The following is a 16,706-nucleotide window of genomic DNA, read 5'->3' on the forward strand; positions in this document are numbered from 1 at the left end:
ATAATTCGCCCATGGAGAACTTTTTTGGTTTACTAAAACAAGAGATGTATTACGGAGAGGCACTGTGCTCGTTTGAAGAATTAAAAAATAAAATTAAGGAACATATCAATTATTATAATAATAAGCGTATAAAGCAAAAATTGGCAGGCATGAGTCCAGTTCAATACCGAATTCACACCAGCCAATTAGCTGCTTAATATAATACTCTAACTTTTTGGGGTCACATCATTAGGCGGCTCTTTTTAATTTTCTTAAGTAGACTCCCTTTATTTTCAAAAGTATGATAGACTATCTTAAGAAATAATGTGTAGCTGTAGTAGGAGGATGAAGTAATGAAACGTGAATTTGCCGTAATTGGTTTAGGGCGCTTTGGTGGTAGTATCTGTCGTGAACTAAGTGAAGAAGGTATGGAAGTGCTTGCTATTGACACAGAAGAAGATAAAGTAAATGAATTTAAAGATATTGCATCACATGCTGTTATTGCTGATGCTACTGATGAAAAAGTATTGAAAGAATTAGGAATACGTAATATTGATCACGTTATTGTCGCAATTGGTGATAACATACAGGCGAGTATTCTAACAACGCTGATGCTAAAAGAATTAGGTATTAATAAAATTACCGTGAAAGCACAGAATGATTATCACGAAAAGGTGCTAAATAAAATTGGTGCAGACCAGGTTGTTCACCCAGAGAGAGATATGGGGAAGCGAATTGCGCATAGTATTATTTCCAGTAATATATTAGATCATTTAGAAGTATCAGATGACCATAGTATAGTTGAAGTAAAAGTTGGTAAGAAAATGATTGGCAAGTCATTAGTTGACCTAGATATACGAGCAAACTATGGTTGTAACGTAGTAGCTATTAAACAAAGCAGAACAAATGAAATAAATGTGTCTCCAATGGCGACAGAGATAATTGAGCCAGGGGATGTATTAATTGTTATCGGAGCAGATAAAGATATATCAAGATTTGAAAAAAATCTTGTTGTTGACGATTAAAAAAATCACCTCAGAAATATTTCTGAGGTGATTTTTTATTATTATTTATTACACTTCCATAATGATAGGTAATATCATCGGGCGGCGTTTTGTTTTCTCGAATAAGAATGGAGCAATTGTATCAGTGATCTCATTTTTAATTTCAGACCATTGTGTCGTCTTGCGTTCCATTACTTTGTTCAAGTGAGAAGACACTAATTTTTGTGCCTCATTGATCAGATCTTCAGATTCACGCATATACACAAACCCTCGTGAAATAATATCTGGACCGGATGCAATTCTAAATTCTTTCATATTTATGCTTACTACAACAATAACTAAGCCTTCTTCAGAAAGAATTCGTCTATCGCGCAATACTATATTTCCAATGTCTCCGATTCCGCTACCATCAACATAAATTGCACCAGATGGTATTTTTCCGGCTACATTAGCATTGTCTTTTCCAAGAGCTAGTACATCTCCATTGTCCATAATAAAGCTGTTACCCGGATCTACATCACAAGCTTCAGCAAGCTTCGTATGTTCTTTAAGCATACGATACTCCCCGTGGATTGGCATAAAGAATTTAGGACGAAGAAGTCGTAACATTAACTTCTGTTCCTCTTGACTACCATGTCCAGATGTATGAATGTCATTTAATGGTCCGTGGATGACATCAGCACCCGCACGGTAAAGCATATTAATTATTTTACTGACACTAACTGTGTTACCAGGGATTGGTGAAGAAGAAAACACAACAGTGTCGTTAGGAATAATTGAAATTTGTCGGTGTGTTCCATTTGCGATTCTAGATAAGGCGGCCATTGGTTCACCTTGAGAACCTGTACAAAGAATGGTTACTTCATTTGCAGGAAGTCGGTTTATTTGATGCGCATCAATAAACGTATCTTCTGGTGCTTTAATGTAACCTAGCTCGCGACCGATAGAAATAGAAGCTTCCATACTTCTTCCGAACACTGCTATTTTCCGGTTATGTTTAACAGCCGCCTCTACCATTTGTTGCAAACGATGAATGTTAGATGCGAAAGTAGCAAAAATAACTCTTCCGTCAACACGATTGAAAATATCACTAATACTTTCACCAACAACGCGTTCGGACATAGTGAATCCAGGAACTTCACTGTTAGTGCTATCGGATAGTAAACAAAGCACTCCTTCTTTACCAATTTCAGCCATTTTGGCTATATTGGCTGGTTCACCAACAGGGGTAAAATCAAATTTGAAATCACCAGTGTGAACAATATTTCCAGGAGGTGTTTTTACAACGATTCCGTATGAATCTGGTATGCTATGTGTTGTTCTAAAGAAAGAAACAGATGTCTTTCTAAATTTAATAATGTCTTCCTCTTGAAATGAGTGCAGCTTCGCATTTCGTAAGAGGCCATGTTCATCTAATTTGTTTTTAATTAAGCCTAGCGCAAGTTTTCCAGCATATATTGGAACGTTTATTTCTCTTAATAAGTAAGGGATACCACCGATATGGTCTTCATGACCGTGAGTGATGAATAGCCCTTTAATTTTATCTTGATTTTGAACTAGATAGGTGTAATCTGGAATGACATAATCAATACCAAGTAATTCGTCTTCAGGAAATTTAATACCAGCATCGACAAGAATTATTTCATCCTGAAATTGAATACCATATGTGTTTTTCCCGATTTCTCCAAGCCCACCTAGTGCAAATACAGCTGTTTGATCATTTTTTACGAATTTCATGGATTATCCGTTCTCCACTGAAAATTCTTCTGATTGTTTTTCATATGCTAGGTGTGCGCCATCTAAAGGCTGGATGAACTCGATATTAAGTTTTTTAGCTGCTAATTCTTTACGAACTTGTCTTTCTGAATCTGCTTCGTAATACAGACTAGTTGTTCTTTCGCGAACAGGAATTTCATCTGATATTGTTTGATACATTACTTTATAAATCATTTAATCTCTCCTTCATTGCATTGCAAAAAAATATTTTTATATGACACATAGCAGTGTTAAATTTTACGGAATTCAAATATTTGTAAGAAACATGCTTTTACCGACAGTTATTCTTAAAAGCATTTGGAACACGATTTTGACCTAACAATTTCTTCCATCGTTTTCTAAGCTTTTCTTTCAATCGCTTTAACATAAGCTATTACAGCTCCTTTCTTCATGTTAAAGAAAAGCATAAACTATTCAACCGTCCAATCCCTATTACTATTAGTATAGTATGGAATGCTTCATTTGGAAACAGAAACGTTTAAAAGTTTTAAAAAAAATAAATAAACCTGTACAGAAACGCATATTACATTAGTCAGAGAAAAAGCCGATGTATGTTCGTTAACTTTAGTCTATTTTTGGCTAAGATTGTAGTTCTTATACGATTTTATCCAAAATAAAAACTGATGACGTGCATCAGTAATTTTTAATCTATATCACATGCTTTTGCATTTTCTGGTGGTTGGAAAGGATTTGTTTTATTAATATGATCGTAAAACATAACACCGTTTAAATGATCGATTTCATGTTGTAACACGATTGCAGCATAGCCGCGAAGCCTCCATTTGATTGGTTCTCCTTTTCTATTTAAGGCTTTGACTGTAATTTTAGCGTATCTAGGAACATAACCTGGTACTTCTCTATCAACAGATAAACAACCTTCACCATTAGATAAGAATGTTTTCTCAACGGAATGACTCATTATTTTTGGATTAAATAGCCCCTCACTATAGAGTTGTCCATCAAGGTCTTCAAAATGCACAGCTATCATTCGTTTTGAAATTCCAATTTGCGGTGCAGCAAGACCAACGCCAGGACGTAAATTGTACTCCTCAGCAATAGCTTCATCTTGACTGTTCTTTAAGTACTGTAGCATTTTTTCTAGTGTATTTTTATCTTGATCACTTATTGGTATTTCAATTGGCTCGGCTATTTGTTCTAAAACCGGATTTCCTTCACGGACAATATCATTCATTGTAATCAACGCGTTCACGCTCCTTTGATGCATTTTACTGTATCATATTTTATCACAGATTAAAAACAAACGGGTGAAAAATGAATCTATATAAAAGAAAGGTGCGGTTAAAAATAATAATATGTTATACTAATTCCATAAATGTGTTTGCACGTTTTTATACTATTAGGTAATGGGGAGGTTAACTCGTTGAAGTTAAAGATAGTCGGAATTATGAGCTTGTTGATCATCTTGCTTTCAGCTTGCTCGGGTCAGTCAACAACAGAAAAAATGTATGAGCATCTAGAAGAATCTGTATCACTTGAAGCGGAATTCGTTAATCAACAAGAACCATTAACAAAGCTAGAAGAGCAAGAACAAAATTATTACAATGAAATAAGTAAATTAAGCATGGAAGAGTTTGATCAAATAAAATCTCTCGCAGATAAAGCGTTAGAGTCTATCGAACAGCGTAAAGAACTATTAGAGGAAGAACAAAATAGCATTCACGCTGCTAAAGAAGAGTTCGACAATGTTGAACCATTGATAGAGGACCTTGAAGATGAGAAGTTAAAGAAAGCCGCAAAAGAAATGAATGAAGCGATGAATAAACGATTTGATGCTTATACAACACTATACGATGCATACAAGAAATCATTGGAGTATGATCAAGAATTATATGAGATGTTAAAGCAGGAAGACATTGAACAAGATGCCTTATCCAAGCAGATTAATAAAGTGAACGAACAATACAATAAAGTATCTAAAGCAAACGATGCATTTAATGATCAAACAAATACATTCAATGACAAAAAAAGAACGTTTTACGAAAACACGGATTTAAACATATCTTATGAAGAATAAGAGAAGAGCCGATCGCCCTATGATTTTCTAGGCGGATCGGTTTTTTTATATGTTTATAGTACAGATTTGGAATATCTTATAGTACAGAATGGTGAATTAACTGATGTTAAACTTTTTTGTTTAGAAATTTTATTTATATTGTGCAAAGTGTTTGACCGGAATACTATAATGAGCTAAACTTATAAAAGAATTGAAATTGTACTAATAGAAATGCGATTTGTCTATGTAACAGTTTCTACATATCAAGAAAACAAGATTAAAAAAAGTTACAATAGGGTATTGTATGGGTAAGTACAATTCTATTCAATGTTTTTGCGAATTTTGTAAAAACAATACACAAAATAAAAAAGATATAAGGAAGGAAGAGGTGAATCTTTTGAAACGTACACTTGAAAATATTGAGAGTCAGTTTGAAACGTTTCAGGTTCTGAATGAAGAAGGCGAGATTGTTAATGAAGAATTGATGCCTGAACTTTCGGATGATGAGTTAAAAGAATTAATGACGAGAATGGTTTATACGAGAATATTAGATCAGCGTTCAATTGCTTTGAATCGTCAAGGGAGATTAGGTTTTTATGCGCCTACAGCTGGTCAAGAGGCATCACAATTAGGTACACAATTTGCATTGGAAAAAGAGGACTTCATTTTACCAGCATACCGAGATGTACCACAATTGATTTGGCATGGTCTTCCTCTTTATCAAGCATTTTTATTCTCAAGAGGACATTACCATGGTAATCAAATGCCAGAAGGTGTAAACGCATTAAGCCCACAAATTATCATTGGTGCGCAGTATACACAAGCGGCTGGTGTTGCGATGGGAATGAAAAAACGCGGCAAAAAATCAGTTGCTATAACATATACAGGTGATGGCGGAACATCTCAAGGTGATTTCTATGAAGGAATTAACTTTGCTGGTGCTTACAAAGCTCCTGCAATTTTTGTTGTGCAAAATAACCGATTTGCAATTTCTGTTCCTGTTGAAAAACAGACTGCTGCTCAAACTCTAGCACAAAAAGCAGTTGCAGCTGGTATTGAAGGTATTCAAGTTGATGGTATGGACGTGTTAGCTGTCTATGCTGCGACGAAGGATGCTCGTGAACGTGCGGTTAATGGCGAAGGACCTACTTTAATTGAAACATTAACTTACCGTTATGGACCACATACAATGGCTGGTGATGACCCAACTCGTTACCGTACAGAAGATCTAGATAGTGAGTGGGAAAAGAAAGATCCGATCGTTCGTTTCCGTAAATTCTTAGAAAATAAAGGTTTATGGTCAGAAGAGCAAGAAAATGAAGTGATCGAAAAAGCAAAAGAAGAAATCAAAGCTGCAATCAAAAAAGCAGACGGACAACCAAAACAAAAAGTTTCTGAGTTAATTGAAAATATGTATGAAGTACTTCCTGCTCACTTAGAGGAACAATTGGAAGAATATAAAGCAAAGGAGTCGAAGTAAATCATGGCTCAAATGACAATGATCCAAGCAATTACTGATGCTTTACGCACAGAGTTAAAAAATGACGAGAACGTATTAGTTTTTGGTGAAGATGTTGGCCAAAACGGTGGTGTATTCCGTGCAACAGAAGGTTTACAACAAGAATTCGGGGAAGATAGAGTGTTTGATACTCCGCTTGCTGAATCCGGTATAGCAGGAATTGCTGTCGGTTTAGCTACACAAGGTTTCCGTCCAGTTCCTGAAATTCAGTTCTTTGGTTTTATCTATGAAGCAATGGATGCAGTTAATGGACAAATGGCACGTTTACGTTATCGTACAGGTAATACAATGAATGCGCCAATCACAATTCGTTCACCATTTGGTGGCGGTGTTCACACACCAGAATTACATGCTGATTCGCTTGAAGGATTAATTGCACAACAACCAGGTATGAAAGTAGTTATTCCTTCAAATCCATACGATGCAAAAGGATTGTTGATTTCATCTATTCGTGATAATGATCCAGTTGTATATTTAGAGCACATGAAACTTTATCGTTCATTCCGTGAAGAAGTTCCTGAAGAAGCTTATACCATTGAATTAGGTAAAGCTAATGTAAAACGTGAAGGTACAGACGTTACATTAGTTGCATATGGTGCAATGGTTCAAGCATCTATGAAAGCTGCTGAGGAATTAGAAAAAGAAGGCATTCAAGCAGAGGTAATTGACCTTCGTACTGTAATGCCATTAGATATTGAAACAATCATTAAATCAGTAGAAAAAACAAATCGTGTTGTAGTTGTACAAGAGGCACAACGACAAGCAGGTATGGCTGCTCAAATCGTTACAGAAATTCAAGAACGTGCAATTCTGCATTTAGAAGCTCCTGTTCTTCGCGTTGCTGCTCCAGATACAGTATATGCGTTTACACAAGCAGAAGAAGTTTGGTTGCCGAATTACAACGATATCATTGAAAAAGTAAATAAAGTAATTAACTTTTAATTGAAATTATGACGGGAGGCAATAACGATGGCATTTGAATTTAAATTGCCTGATATCGGTGAAGGAATTCACGAAGGTGAAATTGTAAAATGGTTTGTTAAAGCCGGAGAAGAAATTAAAGAAGATGATGTACTTTGTGAAGTGCAAAATGATAAAGCAGTAGTAGAAATTCCTTCTCCAGTAGAAGGAACTGTAAAAGAAGTGCATTTTGAAGAAGGTTCAGTAGCAACTGTCGGTCAAACAATCATTACGATTGATGCAGAGGGATATGAAAATGAATCAAGTGATGATTCAGAATCTGCTTCTTCTGAGACAGAAACAAAAGGGACTGAAAATAGCGATAGCAATACTGGTGCATATGAATTTAAATTACCTGATATTGGTGAAGGAATTCACGAAGGTGAAATCGTAAAATGGTTTGTTAAAGCCGGAGAAGAAATTAAAGAAGATGATGTACTTTGTGAAGTGCAAAATGATAAAGCAGTAGTAGAAATTCCTTCTCCAGTAGAAGGAACTGTAAAAGAAGTGCATTTTGAAGAAGGTTCAGTAGCAACTGTCGGTCAAACAATCATTACAATTGACGCAGTTGGTTATGAAGGTGCTGTTGAAGAAGCTCCTGCAAAAGAAGAAAAGTCTGCTGAAAAATCAGCTCCAAAAGCTGCGAAACAAGAAAAAGCAAATCCGAACCAACGTATTATTGCAATGCCTTCTGTTCGTAAATATGCGCGTGATAAAGATGTTAACATTTCTGAAGTTACAGGTAGCGGAAAGAATGGTCGTATTGTAAAAGCTGATATTGACGCATACTTAAATGGTGATCAACAAGCTACACAAGAGCCTGCTTCTTCTGATAAAGGTGCAACAGTTATTAAGGAAGAAAAAGCAACTAAGTCACAACAAGTTGCTGCTACTGGTGATTTACCTGAAACGCGCGAAAAAATGTCTGGTATTCGTAAATCAATTGCAAATGCAATGGTTAATTCTAAGCATAAGGCACCACACGTTACCTTGCATGATGAAATTGATGTAACAGAATTAGTAGCTCATCGTAAGAAATTCAAGCCAGTTGCTGCTGAAAAAGAAATCAAGTTAACTTATTTACCGTATGTTGTAAAAGCACTTGTTTCTGCATTGAAAAATTACCCAATTATCAATGCTTCTATCGATGATGATACAGATGAGATTGTTTACAAGCATTATTATAATATTGGAATTGCGGCTGATACAGATAAAGGGTTACTTGTACCTGTCGTAAAAGATGCAGATAAGAAATCAATCTTTGCGATCTCTCAAGAAATTAATGAATTAGCTGGAAAAGCGAAAAGCGGTAAACTTGGGCCTAATGAGATGAAAGGTGCTTCTTGCACAATCACTAATATTGGTTCAGCTGGTGGACAATGGTTTACTCCAGTAATTAATTATCCAGAAGCAGCAATCTTAGGTATTGGTCGTATTGCAGAAAAACCTGTAGTAAAAGACGGTGAAATTGTTGTTGCTCCAGTATTAGCATTGTCATTAAGCTTCGATCACCGTATCGTTGATGGAGCTACAGCTCAAATGGCATTAAATCAAGTGAAGCGTTTGTTAAACGATCCACAATTAATTATGATGGAGGCGTAGAGTTATGGTAGTAGGCGATTTTCCAATTGAATTAGATACACTAGTAGTTGGAGCCGGACCTGGTGGCTATGTTGCTGCCATTCGTGCTGCACAAACAGGACAAAAAGTTACCATTGTTGACAAAGGTGCTTTAGGTGGCGTTTGTTTAAACGTTGGTTGTATTCCTTCTAAAGCGTTGATCCAAGCAGGACACCGTTATGAGGAAGCGCACGGAGCTGCTGAGATGGGTATTACTGCTGAGAATGTTTCAGTTGATTTCTCTAAAGTGCAAGAATGGAAATCAAGCGTTGTAAACAAGTTAACAAGTGGTGTTGAAGGCTTATTAAAAGGAAATAAAGTAGATATTGTTAAAGGTGAAGTTTATTTTGTAGATAAGAATACAGTACGTGTAATGGATGAGAAGAATTCTCAAAGTTATACATTTAAAAATTGTATCATTGCAACAGGATCTACACCTATTGAAATTCCTAGCTTCAAATTTTCTGATCGCATCCTAGATTCTACAGGTGCATTGAATCTAAAAGAAATTCCTAAGAAAATGGTTGTTATCGGTGGTGGCTATGTAGGTACAGAATTAGGTACTGCATATGCAAACTTCGGTACAGAAGTAACAATTCTTGAAGGAGCGAAAGATATTCTAGGTGGATTTGAAAGCCAAATGTCATCTTTAGTTAAACGTAACTTGAAAAAGAAAAATGTTACGATTGTTACTGAAGCAATGGCGAAAAGCTCTGAAGAAACTGATAATGGTGTAAAAGTTACCTATGAAGCTAAAGGAAAAGAAGAAATAATCGAAGCGGATTATGTACTAGTTACAGTAGGTCGTTATCCTAACACTTCTGAAATCGGCCTAGAGTCTTTAGGTGTAGAAATGGACGACAAAGGTTTAATTAAAATTGATAAGCAATGTCGTACTAATATAGATAATATTTATGCTATTGGTGATATTGTACCTGGTGCTCCTCTTGCTCACAAAGCATCTTATGAAGGCAAGATTGCAGCAGAAGTTATTGCTGGGGAGAAAACAGAAATTGATTATAATGGCATTCCAGCTGTTGTATTCTCTGAACCAGAATTGGCGACTGTTGGTTACACTGAGCAAGGTGCAAAAGATGCAGGATTTGATGTCAAAACCGCTAAATTCCCATTCGCTGCTAATGGTCGTGCTTTATCATTAGGTAGTGGAGATGGATTTGTTAAACTTGTTACACGCAAAGAGGATGGTTTAGTACTTGGAGGACAAATTGCTGGTGCAAATGCTAGTGACATGATCTCTGAGTTAGGATTAGCAATTGAAACAGGCATGACTGCTGAAGATTTAGCTTTAACTATTCATGCTCACCCAACATTAGGTGAAATTACAATGGAAGCTGCAGAAGTGGCTATGGGAACTCCAATCCATATTGTAAAATAAACAACAAAAAGCTTACACTTTTGAATAAGTGTAAGCTTTTTTACATGTCTTATTATAATTAAATTAGCAATGAAAAATATGTTGGTTTTCTATAATAAATTGGCTAATATTGCAGATATTTGAAGCTGTTTGTCGTATAATAGGGAGTATACATAAACAACAGGAGGATTACATATGAAACATAAAAACTTGTTACTTAGCATGTTAATCGTTATAGCTACGGTTTTTGTTGTCTCTGCATGTAGTAATAATGAAGCGGAAAATGACACTACTAATCAGAAAGAAAACGATACAGAAGAAACCGATAATGACAATGAGTCTGTTCATGAAGAAGGAACAAACAATGAAGCAGATGAAGACAAAGAGCAAGAAGAGCAAGAGGAAGAAGTAGCAAAACAAGTGGATGTAGAATATGAAATTCATCCAGTTGATTCATCAGTTATTCCAATCAATGACGCTGATGAAAAAGTAGTCTTATTAACGATTGATGACGCGCCAGATAAACATGCGTTAGAGATGGCTAGTACGTTAAAAGACTTAGATGCAAATGCAATCTTTTTTGTAAATGGTCATTTTTTAAATTCAGATGAACAAAAAGAAACTTTAAAAAAGATTCATGAAATGGGATTTGTTATTGGTAATCATACGATGACACATGAAAATTTAACTAAGGTGGATGAACAAACACAACGTCAAGAAATTGTTGAATTAAGCGATAAAATAGAAGAAATTATTGGTGAGCGACCAAAATTTTTCAGAGCACCACATGGAGCCAACACAGATTTTTCTAGACAACTTGTAGAAGAAGAAAAAATGGTTTTAATGAATTGGACATATGGTTATGATTATTTTGCTCCTTACCAAGACGCCGAAAAAATAAAGCAGGCAATGATTTCTGGCGAGGGTCCTGAAGTAGATGTTCCTTATTCTCTTCTAAAACCTGGCGCGAACTTGTTAATGCATGATCGAGAATGGACAAATGCTGCGTTGGCTGATATTGTTACCGGATTAAGAGATAAAGGATATACCATGGTAGATCCTCGTGCAATTAAAACGATAGAATAAATCCAAAATAAAACCGAGCTTATTACAGCTCGGTTTAAATATTGATATTAAAAAGGTTTCATTTCTTTGATAACACGAATGGTTTGTAATGATTCATCTTCTAGTCCTTGAACAGGCAAACCGGTTCGAACGTTCTTTTCGATATATGCTAAATTATCCTCTGTTATAATTTCACCAGGGATAAAGATTGGAATACCTGGAGGGTAAACCATAATAGATTCTGCACTAATTCTACCCGCGGAATCCTTTAAAAAGATCGTTTCTGCTTGTGAATAGAAAGCATCTCTTGGTGACATACTCAGTTTAGGAATTAGTGGTATTGTCACTTCTATTTCTTTGTTACTCGCTTTAGCTTGATAAATACTAGAAAGATGACGCAGTGCTTCAACTAATTTGTTTGTTTCAAAAGAAGTATCACCAGGTGTAATAATACAGAGAATATTGTACATATCAGATAATTCTACTTCTATATTATAATTAGCTCTTAACCATTTTTCTACGTCATATCCCGTGATACCCAGTTTTTTCACTGAAATAATTACTTTCGTTGGATCAAAATCAAAGGTTGCTGTTGTTCCTATTATTTCATCTCCTGGAGAGTATAGGTGCGGAATCTGATTAATTGCCATCCTAGTCTCAGCTGCAAGATCAATTACTTTTGAAATTAATTTTTTACCTGAAACAGCTAATTGTTTTCTTGCAACATCTAGAGAAGCTAATAAAATATAAGAAGTTGATGTCGTTGTAAGCATGGACAAAATGGTTTGGACCTTTTCTTGAGAAACAAGTCCTTTTTTCATGTTAAGAACGGAGCTTTGGGTTAATGATCCTCCAAGCTTGTGTACGCTAGTAGCAGCTAGGTCAGCTCCTGCCTGCATTGCTGATATAGGAAGTGCATCATGAAAGTGAATGTGTATGCCATGCGCTTCATCTACTAATACAGGTATGTCATGGGCGTGTGAAATGGATACAATTCGCTTAAGGTCTGCAGCAATACCAAAATAGGTAGGATTAATAACAAATACACCTTTTGCATCTGGATGTGCTTTAATTGCGCGTTCAACAGATTCTGGTGTAATACCATGTGCAATACCTAATTGATTGTCTAATTCAGGATGAATGAAAATTGGGATGGCTCCTGCGAAAATAAGTGCGGTTGTAACTGATTTGTGGATGTTTCTAGGGACAATAATTTTATCTCCGGGGCCACACACACTCATCACCATTGCCATAATTGCACCGCTCGTTCCTTGCACCGAAAAAAAGGTGTAATCAGCACCGAACGCCTCGGCAGCTAAATCTTGGGCTTCTTTTATTATTCCACTAGGATGATGCAAGTCATCTAGTGGGTTTATGTTAATTAAATCAATAGACAATGCATTTTCACCGATGAAATTTCTGAACTGTTCTTCCATCCCACGTCCTTTTTTGTGTCCAGGAATATGAAAGGGGATTGGATTGTTATTGGCGTGCGCTTGTAACCCTGAAAATAATGGTGTTTGATTTTGATCTTGCATAATCTGTGCTCCTCTTTATACAATTAAAGTTAGAAAACAAAAAAATTATAGCAAATAATAAACTAAAATACTAGCTAAGTTTCTATAAGAAAGGAAGTATGAAATGAATTATAGTTATCCGATAAATGAGTCATGGTCAACAGATGAGGTAATTGATGTAGTTAATTTTTTATCTATCATTGAAAAGGCAAATGAACAAAGTATCAAACGTGACGAGTTAATAACAGCGTATCGTCGCTTCAAGCAGATTGTACCATCAAAGAGTGAAGAAAAACAAATAGGCAAGCATTTTGAACAAAGTACTGGATATTCGATTTATCGTACGATTAAACAAGCTAAGGAATCAGAATCAGAAAAGATTAAAATAAATTAATATTAAAAAAGTCCCGAAGCGCTTTTATTCACGCCTCGTGACTTTAGATTTATACTATAAAACGTCTAATGCTTTTTTATAAAGAGGGACTAATGTATCAAGTGTTTCCTTTACCTCATTAATAAACTGATCTGTGTCTAGCTTGATTGCTTCTTCTTTAGAAAGATGTTTTCCAATTAGTAATTCTGCTTTTTTTACTGAACGTACACGATTAAGGTGATCTTCTGTCAGGTCATTGATAGACATAGCATCTTTTTTCATATGATCTAATGAAACAACGAACGATTCTGGTAATTGGTGAAGTTCGTCTATGTCAGATAAGAAAGTAGTTGCGATTTTATCTTTTCCAGGTAGTTCATAAATAAATGCTAGCCAAATGAACAAGTGATCATCGAAAAGGCCTAATTGAAAATGTGGATGTTTCTTGTAGCCGCGTTTGTTGTCACAGACTGCAAGCCATGTATCGTTTGGTGGGTTAACAGATCGACGTGCATGTTTAGCAATATGTAAAAACATTTCTTGTCCTAGTGTTACAGAGAGGTGATCCGTTAGTTCTGTACCAATCGCTTTAAATTTCGGTTGAATTCTTTCTTGAATTGCTTTCATTCTTTCATCAAGTCCGTCTATGTGAAATGTATCAAAATCCTGTTTTTCAAATCCTTGTAATTGCATTGCGTTAGCCCCTTTCTGGATAAGTGAATCTACTTTTTTAATATGTGGATGTATTGTACAATAATAAAGAAAAGATATGATTTTACTATAACATAATCACCGATTTTTCGGTAACAAAGTGAATGCTAAGAAGTATTAAGGAAAAGCGATGTTGGTTTTGCTAATATGATGGAGGGATATTTTTGGATAAAGTAGAGCGTAATAAGTTATATGAAGAAGCAAAAAGTTGGGTGGTTGAAGCAGGGGAATTGATTAGAGCGAGTCTAGATAAAAAGTTACAGATTGATACTAAATCTGATGCAAATGATTTAGTAACTGAAATGGATCGAGAGTCTGAAAAGTTTTTTGTTGATAAAATTAAATTGAACCATCCATCTCATAAGATCATATCTGAAGAGGGATTTGGGGACGATTTATCTACTTTAGAAGGAACGGTTTGGATACTGGACCCTATCGATGGAACAATGAATTTCGTCCATCAGAAGCGTAATTTCGCTATTTCATTAGCAATTTATCAAGATGGAGTTGGTGAGATTGGTTTAATTTATAGTGTAATGGAAGACGTACTTTATCATGTAAAAAGAGGAGAAGGCGCGTTTCGAAATAAAACACAATTATCTCCATTGAAAGATCATGTAGCGATAGAAGAGAGTATTCTTTTAGTGAATAGCTCGCTGTGCTGTGAAAATAAACGTTTAAATCATACAAAAATCCAAGAATTAGTGAAAACGGTTAGAGGTACGCGCTCCTATGGTTCTGGTGCATTGGAATTCGCTGGAGTAGCAGATGGCACATTAGATGCATACATATCTATGAGATTATCTCCGTGGGATTTCGCAGCTGGCGCAATACTAATAGAAGAAGTCGGTGGTGTTATAACACAAATTGATGGTTCACCACTTGATTTTTTCGGTGAAAATACATCATTTTCAGGGAATCCGTTTCTAAAAGATGAAATTATCAATAATTATATTGAGTTAAAGTAAGAATTCGATGAAAAGATAGGCCATGAATAAGAGCAAGGGTACCAACACTTAAAGTTAGATGATTTTTTCGCTAACTCTAAATAGTTGATACCCTTTTTTGCTTATTTCTTATCATGTCAAATATAAGGATCCTCTTTTTGGGGTTGCTCAAATAATTTGAAGTCCCCTGTTTCATGTCTTCTTTTTGTGTTTTCACCAATTCTTTCTGAACAAGAAGGGCAAAGATATAAGTGCTTTCTTCTATTTCGTAATTTTTTAGCTAATGGTGAATCAGGATCTATATTATCTACTTTATCGCAAATTGGACATTTTACTTTCATCTTTACACCTCTATTTCTTGTGATGAAGATTTTCTATTTATTAGTTTATCACAGTCCAGCCTATAGGCGAAATAGTTAACAGATAACATTCATTAGTTTGAATTAGTTTTTTAAGGGAAAAATAATTTATAGCAATAACATGAGAGGATGATAAGTATGCGTAAAAATATTCTATTTGTTGTGTTAGGTAGTGTAATTCTTTATTATGTTATGAATAAAGAAACTCGTGATAAAGGGATGACTACAGTGAAGAAATGGCTTGATTCGATGAAACAGAAAGAATCCTTTCCAATTGAAGAAGCAGGTGTTCCAGAGTTGGATAACATAGAGAACGCAAAGATGGTTGATGAAGGATCACAATTCGGTGTAGAATACTATAATCATTTAAAAAACAGGGGATAGGAAGAAATATCCTATTCCCTGTTTTTATTCATATGATGATTTGATTGTTCTTCTTGAATTTTTTCTAGCTCTTTTTTTTCTTTGTTAGAAATATTGTCTTTATTCTGATCTGTTTCATTTGTATTAGTATTCTTTGGTGGCGTTTCTGGCATGTAACGCCCAACTATAGCTGATAATTCTTCTACAATATTCTCCACAGGATGCCCTTCTTGGAAACCTTTAGCCATATTCTTGATTCTTTCTATACCATCTGCGTCAGCAATGATGACCGCAGTCTTTCCGTATGGATCATCATGAAGTGCTTCTGTTACCGCATATTTGATTGTACCTACTCTTGAGCGATCAAGTTCTTTATTTACATCAATTCCAACAACTGCATAAGGTCCTGCAATTACTGCTGTTGCACTATTTACATCAGGTACTCGGTTAGCTACACTTGCAAGGTGTTTTGCTATTTGTTGATTGGTCAAATTCTCTTGCTCTTTAGATGGATCTGAATTTTTGACTTGTAACACCTTATCATCTGATTCTTGATCTACTAGTGACTGTTCTTCATTTGATTGACAAGCCGTTAGTAGAAGGATAAAACTTATGAACAAAATTACTTTTTGCATTTTAGATAACCCCCAAACTTTTTATCGAGTTTACGTTTATTTTTCATCAAAAATGAAAACTTATGCATAGGTCGACAATAGAGCATAATCAATAGTTAATTCTTGTATTGAATATTTTCTCTCATCTTGCATTTTTTTATTTTTAACGCTAATATAGAAAGAAGAAAGTTGTATAACGGAGGGGAATTAATTTGATACCTAATGTGGCTGAAAGTAATACAGAAAAAGCCTATGCCCTTCTTAAGGCGGATGCTGAAAAGATACTTAAATTGATTAAGGTTCAAATGGATAATCTTACGATGCCTCAATGTCCATTATATGAGGAAGTATTAGATACACAAATGTTCGGTTTATCAAGGGAAATAGATTTTGCAGTGCGATTAAATTTAGTCTCAGAAGAAGAAGGAAAACAGCTATTGGGAAGTTTAGAAAGACAACTAAATTTATTACATGAAGCTGCTCAACAAACTTGAACAAGTGGGTAACTAT

The 16,706-nt window shown here is 35.3% G+C and carries 19 protein-coding genes; 12 read left to right on the plus strand and 7 right to left on the minus strand.

The genetic code is table 11. The features are described 5' to 3' along the window. Together HP569_RS00005 and HP569_RS00010 are read left to right on the plus strand one after the other, a co-directional pair. Positions 1-197 (plus strand): IS3 family transposase (locus HP569_RS00005; RefSeq protein ID WP_182199027.1); only part of this gene is annotated, 197 nt, incomplete at its 5' end. Between the two features lie 135 nt (positions 198-332). After that, a complete protein-coding gene (locus HP569_RS00010) occupies positions 333-1,004 on the plus strand; it encodes a potassium channel family protein (RefSeq protein ID WP_182199028.1) in 672 nt (223 codons plus the stop codon). 48 nt (positions 1,005-1,052) lie between these two features. Here HP569_RS00010 and rnjA read toward each other — a convergent pair whose 3' ends face one another. The 3 genes from rnjA to def all read right to left on the minus strand — a co-directional run bounded on the left by rnjA (position 1,053) and on the right by def (position 3,960). After that, positions 1,053-2,720, minus strand: a complete 1,668-nt coding sequence (gene rnjA / locus HP569_RS00015) for a ribonuclease J1 (protein WP_182199029.1) — start codon at positions 2,718-2,720, stop codon at positions 1,053-1,055. A 3-nt stretch (positions 2,721-2,723) separates the two neighbouring features. Further along, positions 2,724-2,933, minus strand: coding sequence for a DNA-dependent RNA polymerase subunit epsilon (locus tag HP569_RS00020; protein WP_182199030.1), 210 nt, complete (start codon positions 2,931-2,933; stop codon positions 2,724-2,726). 469 nt (positions 2,934-3,402) lie between these two features. Next, on the minus strand, positions 3,403-3,960 hold the full coding sequence (gene def / locus HP569_RS00025) for a peptide deformylase (protein ID WP_182199031.1): 558 nt from the start codon (positions 3,958-3,960) through the stop codon (positions 3,403-3,405). A gap of 180 nt (positions 3,961-4,140) precedes the next feature. Here def and HP569_RS00030 point away from each other — a divergent pair, with 180 nt between their 5' ends. The 6 genes from HP569_RS00030 (at position 4,141) to HP569_RS00055 (ending at position 11,333) form a co-directional block, all read left to right on the plus strand. Further along, a complete protein-coding gene (locus tag HP569_RS00030; RefSeq protein WP_246366853.1) occupies positions 4,141-4,794 on the plus strand; it encodes a YkyA family protein in 654 nt (217 codons plus the stop codon). A gap of 376 nt (positions 4,795-5,170) precedes the next feature. After that, positions 5,171-6,253: a pyruvate dehydrogenase (acetyl-transferring) E1 component subunit alpha gene (gene pdhA, locus HP569_RS00035; RefSeq protein WP_182199032.1), complete on the plus strand. Its 1,083-nt coding sequence runs from the start codon at positions 5,171-5,173 to the stop codon at positions 6,251-6,253. A 3-nt stretch (positions 6,254-6,256) separates the two neighbouring features. Further along, positions 6,257-7,234, plus strand: coding sequence for an alpha-ketoacid dehydrogenase subunit beta (locus HP569_RS00040; protein ID WP_182199033.1), 978 nt, complete (start codon positions 6,257-6,259; stop codon positions 7,232-7,234). A 27-nt stretch (positions 7,235-7,261) separates the two neighbouring features. Continuing rightward, the gene (locus HP569_RS00045) at positions 7,262-8,854 is read left to right on the plus strand and encodes a dihydrolipoyllysine-residue acetyltransferase (RefSeq protein WP_182199034.1); all 1,593 of its coding nucleotides are present in this window, start codon (positions 7,262-7,264) and stop codon (positions 8,852-8,854) included. A 4-nt stretch (positions 8,855-8,858) separates the two neighbouring features. Then, complete coding sequence (gene lpdA / locus HP569_RS00050; RefSeq protein ID WP_182199035.1) at positions 8,859-10,268, plus strand: dihydrolipoyl dehydrogenase; 1,410 nt, start codon at positions 8,859-8,861, stop codon at positions 10,266-10,268. 174 nt (positions 10,269-10,442) lie between these two features. Further along, the gene (locus tag HP569_RS00055) at positions 10,443-11,333 is read left to right on the plus strand and encodes a polysaccharide deacetylase family protein (protein ID WP_182199036.1); all 891 of its coding nucleotides are present in this window, start codon (positions 10,443-10,445) and stop codon (positions 11,331-11,333) included. 47 nt (positions 11,334-11,380) lie between these two features. Here the strand turns inward: HP569_RS00055 and HP569_RS00060 are convergent, their stop codons facing one another. Beyond that, positions 11,381-12,850 (minus strand): aminotransferase class I/II-fold pyridoxal phosphate-dependent enzyme, encoded by a 1,470-nt coding sequence (locus tag HP569_RS00060; protein ID WP_182199037.1) that lies wholly within the window; start codon positions 12,848-12,850, stop codon positions 11,381-11,383. A gap of 103 nt (positions 12,851-12,953) precedes the next feature. Here HP569_RS00060 and HP569_RS00065 point away from each other — a divergent pair, with 103 nt between their 5' ends. Next, the gene (locus HP569_RS00065) at positions 12,954-13,223 is read left to right on the plus strand and encodes a UPF0223 family protein (RefSeq protein ID WP_182199038.1); all 270 of its coding nucleotides are present in this window, start codon (positions 12,954-12,956) and stop codon (positions 13,221-13,223) included. Positions 13,224-13,277: 54 nt separating this feature from the next. Here the strand turns inward: HP569_RS00065 and HP569_RS00070 are convergent, their stop codons facing one another. Continuing rightward, the gene (locus HP569_RS00070; protein WP_182199039.1) at positions 13,278-13,895 is read right to left on the minus strand and encodes a YktB family protein; all 618 of its coding nucleotides are present in this window, start codon (positions 13,893-13,895) and stop codon (positions 13,278-13,280) included. Positions 13,896-14,077: 182 nt separating this feature from the next. Between HP569_RS00070 and HP569_RS00075 the strand changes: the two genes are divergently transcribed. Next, positions 14,078-14,881: an inositol monophosphatase family protein gene (locus HP569_RS00075; protein ID WP_182199040.1), complete on the plus strand. Its 804-nt coding sequence runs from the start codon at positions 14,078-14,080 to the stop codon at positions 14,879-14,881. 116 nt (positions 14,882-14,997) lie between these two features. Here HP569_RS00075 and HP569_RS00080 read toward each other — a convergent pair whose 3' ends face one another. Continuing rightward, positions 14,998-15,201 carry a YlaI family protein gene (locus HP569_RS00080; protein ID WP_182199041.1) on the minus strand — a complete coding sequence of 68 codons (204 nt, stop codon included), beginning with the start codon at positions 15,199-15,201 and terminating at the stop codon, positions 14,998-15,000. A 156-nt stretch (positions 15,202-15,357) separates the two neighbouring features. Between HP569_RS00080 and HP569_RS00085 the strand changes: the two genes are divergently transcribed. Further along, positions 15,358-15,603: a hypothetical protein gene (locus tag HP569_RS00085; protein ID WP_182199637.1), complete on the plus strand. Its 246-nt coding sequence runs from the start codon at positions 15,358-15,360 to the stop codon at positions 15,601-15,603. An 11-nt stretch (positions 15,604-15,614) separates the two neighbouring features. On the opposite strand, the gene HP569_RS00090 is transcribed toward HP569_RS00085, so the two are convergent. After that, positions 15,615-16,217, minus strand: a complete 603-nt coding sequence (locus tag HP569_RS00090) for a YhcN/YlaJ family sporulation lipoprotein (RefSeq protein ID WP_182199042.1) — start codon at positions 16,215-16,217, stop codon at positions 15,615-15,617. 191 nt (positions 16,218-16,408) lie between these two features. Between HP569_RS00090 and HP569_RS00095 the strand changes: the two genes are divergently transcribed. Beyond that, positions 16,409-16,690 carry an Fpa/YlaN family protein gene (locus HP569_RS00095; RefSeq protein WP_182199043.1) on the plus strand — a complete coding sequence of 94 codons (282 nt, stop codon included), beginning with the start codon at positions 16,409-16,411 and terminating at the stop codon, positions 16,688-16,690. The last annotated feature ends 16 nt before the right edge of the window (positions 16,691-16,706 follow it).

Origin of the sequence: Paraliobacillus salinarum, from assembly GCF_014083865.1 — a bacterium.
Lineage (GTDB): Bacteria > Bacillota > Bacilli > Bacillales > Amphibacillaceae > Paraliobacillus > Paraliobacillus salinarum.